General features: G+C 48.2%; 4 protein-coding genes. 2 read left to right on the top strand and 2 right to left on the bottom strand.

Annotated elements, in window-relative coordinates:
* Positions 1 to 155 precede the first annotated feature (155 nt).
* Both sigC and ACUVJL_RS23590 read left to right on the top strand, forming a co-directional pair.
* Positions 156 to 1,421 carry an RNA polymerase sigma factor SigC gene (gene sigC, locus ACUVJL_RS23585; protein WP_445248062.1) on the top strand — a complete coding sequence of 422 codons (1,266 nt, stop codon included), beginning with the start codon at positions 156 to 158 and terminating at the stop codon, positions 1,419 to 1,421.
* Positions 1,422 to 2,159: 738 nt separating this feature from the next.
* Positions 2,160 to 2,687, top strand: coding sequence for a transcriptional repressor (locus tag ACUVJL_RS23590; RefSeq protein WP_333083016.1), 528 nt, complete (start codon positions 2,160 to 2,162; stop codon positions 2,685 to 2,687).
* Positions 2,688 to 2,869: 182 nt separating this feature from the next.
* On the opposite strand, the gene ACUVJL_RS23595 is transcribed toward ACUVJL_RS23590, so the two are convergent.
* Positions 2,870 to 4,444 (bottom strand): peptidoglycan-binding domain-containing protein, encoded by a 1,575-nt coding sequence (locus ACUVJL_RS23595; protein WP_445248063.1) that lies wholly within the window; start codon positions 4,442 to 4,444, stop codon positions 2,870 to 2,872.
* 506 nt (positions 4,445 to 4,950) lie between these two features.
* Complete coding sequence (locus ACUVJL_RS23600; RefSeq protein ID WP_332953658.1) at positions 4,951 to 5,127, bottom strand: hypothetical protein; 177 nt, start codon at positions 5,125 to 5,127, stop codon at positions 4,951 to 4,953.
* Between the last annotated feature and the right edge of the window lie 334 nt (positions 5,128 to 5,461).

The following is a 5,461-nucleotide window of genomic DNA, read 5'->3' on the forward strand; positions in this document are numbered from 1 at the left end:
GCCGCCAAAGTTCGATCGAACAACAGCATCCAAGTCTGGAAAGTTAGTAAAGAAACAAAAAGCGGTGATGCTTCGTCTTAACAAAGTGGGCATCATAATTATCAATAACCGCTAAGCGTAGCATCTTTTCACCCGGAGCAACTGAGAAAATTACTATGCCAGCCACCTCTTTTTACGCTGAAGCTGAATTCGACGAACAACTGCGAGTCAATCCCTTGCAAGATGATGTGTTGGATGAAGATGCTGAAGAAGCTGGAGACGAACTCATCGATCAAGATCCAGCAGAAACAGAGGATGCAGACCAAGCAGCCAAATTGCAAAAAAATGCGAGCCGCCGCACTACAGACTTAGTGCGCCTGTACCTACAAGAAATCGGTCGGGTTCGTCTATTGGGTAGAGACGAAGAAGTCTCGGAAGCTCAAAAAGTTCAGCGCTATATCAAATTGCTGGAATTGCGCAACACCGTCGCCTCCCAGGAAGAAGGGCTAATTGGGCGCTTCGTGCATTTAATTGAGGTGCGCGATCGCTTGGCGGCACAGTTAGGACATAAACCTTCCCTGGAACGCTGGGCATTAACCGCCGGCGTCGGTGACGTGCCAGAACTCAAGCGAATTATGGCCGAAGGCAAGCGCCAGTGGGCAGAGTTAGCAGAGATGACGGTAGAGACGATCGAAAGAATTCAAGCTGAAGGCGTGGAAGCTAAAGACCACATGATTAAGGCGAACCTGCGCCTCGTGGTTTCGGTGGCGAAAAAATATCAAAATCGCGGTTTAGAATTGCTCGATTTAATACAAGAAGGTACTCTGGGACTAGAGCGAGCCGTAGAAAAGTTTGATCCGACGCGGGGCTATCGGTTTAGCACCTATGCCTACTGGTGGATTCGGCAGGGAATTACGCGCGCCATAGCTACTCAAAGCCGCACCATCCGCCTCCCGGTTCACATCACCGAAAAACTTAACAAAATCAAAAAAGCCCAGCGCAAAATTTCTCAAGAAAAAGGTCGCACAGCCACTATCGAAGACATCGCCGTCGAGTTGGACATGACGGCCCCCCAAGTCCGAGAAGTTTTGCTGCGAGTCCCCCGGTCTGTTTCTCTAGAAACTAAAGTGGGCAACGAAAAAGATACAGAGTTGGGCGACTTGCTCGAAACCGACTGCGTATCGCCCGAAGAAATGCTGATGCGAGAAGCTTTGCACCGCGACTTGCAGCAACTGCTGGCAGATTTGACCAGCCGCGAGCGAGATGTAATTCTGATGCGCTTTGGTTTGGGCGACGGACACCCCTACTCACTCGCCGAAATCGGTCGCGCGCTCGACTTGTCACGTGAGCGAGTTCGCCAAATTGAAGCTAAAGCTTTGCAAAAACTCCGCCAACCCAAGCGTCGCAACCGCGTGCGCGACTATCTAGAGTCTCTGACGTGAAATACCCAAACTAAACGGAATACCGTTATAGTTCGGGCTTCGTGTATCGTTTGCCGTTGCTCTGTTGGGTATACCCATTTCTGGGTATTCGTCACTGAAGACGATCTGAGTCTGACACAGCATAAGAAGGCTTTTTACGGCCTTTATCCCTTCCTAGGGAATCCACGCAGAAGCCCTGTTTCCCAAGGCAAAAAACTATTTTCGTACAACAAACTTGGATTGTATTTTATGGTGAGACGTACCTTACCAACCAGCGGTCTGCTCTTTCCCCTTTTCTCTCGCAGTTGTCCGAGGCCAAGCATTTTACTGCTACTGTAGCCTGTTGTTTGCAGTCGAGTGGGTGGGTCGCAACCACTTATATCTTAGACTTTTGAGGAAATTGTCGCTCTTTTTTCATAGACCTTGCTTGGCTTATATCCCAACGCCCAATTGAGTACAATTACAGCGTGGGACTTACGCCAATTGAGTTAAATTGAGCAGGTCAGTCAGCGCCATCAATCACGGAGCCAGGCATTCGGCGCTTATGCAGAAGGCAGGAGACATTTGGCAGAAGTAACAATATTTACTTCTCAACCACTTCTCTGTCCTCTGCATCAATGCATAAAGCTTATTAAAAGTCAAGAAATATCAAAAACCAATTTTTTTCCTCAATCTTTTTTCAATAAGCTGCGATATTTGCAAAATATCTCGATCGTTGTGTATGATTGTCAATAGGCAGACTTTCTTGAGAGGGTCACTATGGCACTTTATACCGCGTCCTCGTTCAAATCCGAACTCAATGACAAAGGCTGGCGGATGACTCCCCAACGGGAAACCATCTTGCACGTGTTTCAGAACCTCCCTAAAGGCAACCACCTGAGTGCCGAGGATTTGTACACATTGTTAAAAAATCGCGGAGAAAACATTAGCTTATCCACCATTTACCGAACTTTAAAGTTAATGGCAAGGATGAGCCTCCTCCGCGAACTCGAACTAGCCGAAGGTCACAAACACTATGAAATAAACCAGCCCTACCCGCACCACCATCACCACCTAGTCTGCGTTCAGTGCAACAGAACGATCGAATTTAACAACGACTCGATTCTGAAAATTGGCATGAAGCAAGCTGAAAAGTCTGGGTTGCACCTGCTAGACTGCCAGCTAACCATTCATACGGTTTGCCACGAAGCTTTGCGGATGGGATGGCCGTCTTTGGTTTCCAGCAATTGGTCTTGTCCGAGGTCGATCGCCCAGAACGGCAGCACCGCCCCGGATTTAATTGAGTGAGGATACACTATTTTCGCATTTTCTTGTACGGCTTGTTACAATTTTTAACAAAAATCCGTGACCGAAGCGCGATTAGCAGTTACGCCGAAACCGGGTTTCTTGATCAAAATAAATCATTTCAGGAATCAGTCAGAAACCAGAAACCCGATTTCTTTGATGCAGCGTCCGCAAGTCCCCTGCTCTTAAGTTTGGCTCAACAAATCGTCGCTGCTGACCCCGTAACTGCGCTGAGCTCGATCGAGGGCGTCTCTCGTCGCAGCATCGAAAACTCCGCCGATGGGATCTGTGTAAAAGCCGAGGTCTTGCAGCCGCCTTTGTAATTGCTGAATGCTCGATCGAGAGTTAAAACTGCTGCTAATTGGAACAGCAGGAACAGCTAGCCGCCCAGCTAATCCCTTTTCGATCTGGGCCAAAGTCGCCGGAGTGGCAATACCCGTCGCCGGTGACAAATTGCGTTCCTGCTGAAATGACAGCACCGCCAACTCTGTCTGAGATCCAAATACTCCGTTCACCGGGCCGGGGTTTTTGCCCAGACTTCTGAGCGAAGACTGAAGTTGTCGGACAGCAGGTCCAGTATCACCCCGTCGCAGAGTCCCAGCCAGCGACGGCAACGGCTGTGCAGACTGCCTGTTGCCTTGCCGCAAAGCCGATTGAGTGCTGCGATCAACCCTCCCACTCCCGAACAGCCCGCGATCTTTCTGAAACCGGATCAAAGCTGCTTGAGTTGGTCGATCGAACCAACCGTGAATCTGGCTCCTGTAATAACCCAATTGTTGCAGCCGGCGCTGCAGAAGTTCTACTTGTCGGCCTCTGTCGCCCAACTCCAGAAAATCTCCGGCATTACTCTGCTGGTCATTTTCCGCAGTCGATGAGGTAATTTGAGCTTTCCTTATCTGGGCATCGATAGCAGTCAAAGTAGCAGTGTCAGCGCAGCCGTCAGAAACGAGATTGTAGTCTTGCTGAAAACGAGTCACAGCGTAGAGAGTGCGTTCCCGAAACTTGCCGTCAACGCCGCCTTGAAAATAGCCCAAAGCTTTTAACTGCCGCTGGATCAAGTCTACCGTCGCTCCTCTGTCCCCGAACCGCAACCCCTTACAACCGCCATTCCCCGAAATATTCCCAGGAGGTGTAACGGGGGGAATCGGCCTGGTGGAGCCAAACAGCAAAGCTAAAGTTTGCCTGTCAGCAACTCCAGTCACCCGCAGTCGATTAATTCGCTGGAAGTATCTCACCGCATTTAGAGTAACTTGGCGAAAACTCCCTGTGGGATGCGCCTTGAAGTAGCCTAGCTGCTGCAACCTGCGCTGGAGAGCCGAAACATCTGCACCCGCGTCTCCAAAACGCAGCTCCCGATAATTTGTATAAATAGTTGTAGAAGGTCGATCATTATCCCCGGCAAAACTGTTGAGTGCTATTACAGTAGCTCGATCGGGCCGGCCAGTCAGCGACAGTTGATAGTCTCGTTGAAAGTTAGTCAGAGCTTGTTGAGTAACCGGGCCGAGCTGACCGGTGGAAGCTCTGGGAAAATAGCCGAGATCCCGCAACCTGTCTTGAACCGATCGCAAATTTGGATTTCCCGGATCTATTTGAGCAAAAGCCGAACCGGCTGCACTCAAAACCGACAGCATCAAAGCCAAAGACAGCAAATCGACATAAGTCTGACTCGATAGGTTTTGCCACTTAGGCCCATCAAAAATTTTCGACTCTGCGGGTGCTTCGCAAACAAGAGCAAGTTCGAGGTAGGCGAGGGATTCCATAGCTTTTTACTGTGAAATTGTGGGTGGGGTATCAGGACAAACTCCCAAAGCTCAGATTTGGGTTGCTAAGTATCTATCAAGGCTAAGTTTTACCTGTTTGCGCCAAGCACCCGTTTGAAAAAAATTGCCTTCAAAAATAATTACAGGTAACAACCAAGATAGCATCGCTGTTTATAGAGACGCGAGTGTCAGGAAAAAAGTTTGCAGCCACATCTTAGCCTTGATGGCGGAAAAATGATCGGTTTTTGGGTATTATTGGCTAAGATTTTATTTTGTTATATCTAAAAAGATTATTTACAGGATTGAGGTACTCCCACCCAAAAAACCGGGTTTTTTACCTAATCTGGGAGCTGCAACGAAGTATTGCTGTGAAAAAACCCAGTTTCGACGCACCCGTGCGATCGCGAACTAACTTATTGACGATCGATTGAAAATCCCCACCTTTGCTAGTTGCAAATAGGGCGGGGATTTTATTGGTTAACTGTGCGTAAAAATGGGACATTAACTTAAATTAAGCCGAACCGATCGCAAATTACAGCTACTCCCGCTGCAAAAACAGTAATTCCGATGGCTACCAGCGGGTTTTGTCCTCTGCTAACCGCAAAAGAGGTAACGACCCCAGCTCCCAGAGCCGCAGTCACCGCAGCACTCGCCAAATCTCGATCGGGACGTTTATCGTACATATTTTCTTATCCTAGATAACTTTGAATCTGAAAAAATGACATCTTGTAATCAAAGTTACCACTCTCACTCTTTATAGGGTGACAACCCCCAGAGTTTTGCAACTAAACTTAAAATTTAGCTAAGTTTCTTAATACAGGACTTACGCAAAGACACTAGATAACGCTGAGACAGTTCTGTCCTCCTCGTTTACAGCATTGGTAGCAAGTTAGAAGGGAGTAGATTTTGTCAATACCCCTTTGTGTAGAAATATAATTGAATAATAATGATAATCAAACAAGGGAGTAAGAGTGGGAGAGTCCGCCGACGGCGGACTCTCCACCAGCAGCGATTGTC

Source organism: Microcoleus sp. OTE_8_concoct_300 (genome assembly GCF_031383065.1).
In the GTDB taxonomy this organism is placed as follows: Bacteria; Cyanobacteriota; Cyanobacteriia; order Cyanobacteriales; family Microcoleaceae; genus Microcoleus.

Coding starts and splice junctions, on each gene's coding strand:
- sigC (WP_445248062.1), top strand. CDS start 156: ATGCCAGCCACCTCTTTTTACGCTGAAGCTGAATTCGACGAACAACTG.
- ACUVJL_RS23590 (WP_333083016.1), top strand. CDS start 2,160: ATGGCACTTTATACCGCGTCCTCGTTCAAATCCGAACTCAATGACAAA.
- ACUVJL_RS23595 (WP_445248063.1), bottom strand. CDS start 4,444: ATGGAATCCCTCGCCTACCTCGAACTTGCTCTTGTTTGCGAAGCACCC.
- ACUVJL_RS23600 (WP_332953658.1), bottom strand. CDS start 5,127: ATGTACGATAAACGTCCCGATCGAGATTTGGCGAGTGCTGCGGTGACT.